Origin of the sequence: Exiguobacterium sp. s128, assembly GCF_018618815.1 — a bacterium.
In the GTDB taxonomy this organism is placed as follows: Bacteria; Bacillota; Bacilli; order Exiguobacteriales; family Exiguobacteriaceae; genus Exiguobacterium_A; species Exiguobacterium_A antarcticum.
This window is the reverse complement of the sequence record NZ_JACSMT010000104.1, coordinates 1-776: the sequence shown is the minus strand read 5'-3', so window position 1 is coordinate 776 and position 776 is coordinate 1. Positions and strand designations below refer to the sequence as shown.

Below are 776 nucleotides of genomic sequence, written 5' to 3'. Positions count from 1 at the left end.
CCGCTAATCATCCGAATGAAACGCATCAGGAATAAAAAATGAGAGCTTTCTCAACTCATCTTTTGGCTAAGTTGACATCTATGGGCTTGTGCCTCGCCTGAGGAAAGCGAGTGAAAGGGAAAGCATGACGCAGCGAGCAACTTACGCCTTTACTTCACTTATCTCATGATTAAGTTGCCACTGCACGCCAAACGGATCTTCGACGATGCCGTAGGCTTCACTCCAAAACGTTTTTTGAATCGGCATGATGACATTACCGTCTTGCGCGAGCTTGTCGAATGTCTCGTGAATGAGTGGAACGTCTGACAGATGCAGAGCCAGCGTGACGTTTTGTCCGGTCGCCACCGGATCGTGCGGCATCGCGTCCGAAAACATGACGCGTATGCCGTGAACAATTAATTGCGAATGCAGGACAAGCGACTGGACGTCTGGTGCGAACGGTTGACCGTCCGGACCATTGCCGGGACCAAACTCCATGATCTCGGGAATGTCCTGGCCGAAGACTTTGGCATAATAATGAATCGCCTCACGGGTGTTGCCGTTAAAGACCAGGTAAGGGGTAATCGGCATGATGATGCTCCTCTCCATGTTAGGCACGGCGTACTGATATCTATAGTATACCAAACGTTTGTTCTTGTTTAAAGATTTATCAAGTGGAAAATGAAAGCGATATCATTTATTTTTTAAAATGACGAATTGTAATATTAAGTGCAACACCTGACGGAAAACACAAAAAGCCCATAACGGCCTCGTGTAGAATGGAGTTACCACACCAC

The 776-nt window shown here is 47.2% G+C and carries 1 protein-coding gene; it reads right to left on the bottom strand.

The annotated features are described in order from the left end of the window. Positions 1-141: 141 nt before the first annotated feature. The gene (locus KNQ13_RS15800; protein ID WP_214755843.1) at positions 142-570 is read right to left on the bottom strand and encodes a VOC family protein; all 429 of its coding nucleotides are present in this window, start codon (positions 568-570) and stop codon (positions 142-144) included. Positions 571-776 lie beyond the last annotated feature (206 nt).

What these genes read in the sequence shown, in the direction of transcription:
- KNQ13_RS15800 (WP_214755843.1), bottom strand. Translation starts at nt 570, where the DNA reads ATGCCGATTACCCCTTACCTGGTCTTTAACGGCAACACCCGTGAGGCG.